General features: G+C 67.7%; 1 protein-coding gene. It reads left to right on the top strand.

Annotated elements, in window-relative coordinates; translation table 11 throughout:
* Positions 1-409 (top strand): TetR family transcriptional regulator (locus tag IMZ11_RS44455; protein WP_228649806.1); only part of this gene is annotated, 409 nt, incomplete at both ends.

Raw genomic sequence — 409 nt, 5'->3', positions numbered from 1 at the left:
TCGGTGCGGTGGCGGCTCGGGCGGTGGCCCGTGAGGCCGGCGTCGCAAGCCGCGCCGTGGCCTACCACTTCCCGGTGAAACGGGATCTGGTCGTGGCGGTGGCGCAGCGGCGCGCGCCCACGGTGTTCGCGGCTGTGGTCGACGAGCTCGTCCGGGTAGCTCAGTCGGAGCACGATATTGGCGTCTGTGACGTGGTCGAGGCCCTGATCGCGCCTTACGTCAGGTTGCTCGACGAGGATCCGGTGGGTGGATTGCGGTGGCTGAAGGTGATGAATCAGCTCGCCCTGGACGAAGACCAGATCTGGCTCGATCAGTTGGCAGGCACCCCGAGTCTGCCCGAGTTGTTCTTCGCCGCGGCGGGCCGTGCGGTCCCGGACATTCAAACCCGAGAAGGCCAGCAGCGCAGCAC

The organism is Microtetraspora sp. AC03309 (assembly GCF_020826795.1).
Classification (GTDB): Bacteria; Actinomycetota; Actinomycetes; order Streptosporangiales; family Streptosporangiaceae; genus Microtetraspora; species Microtetraspora glauca.
This window is presented reverse-complemented; position numbering and strand designations above follow the sequence as displayed.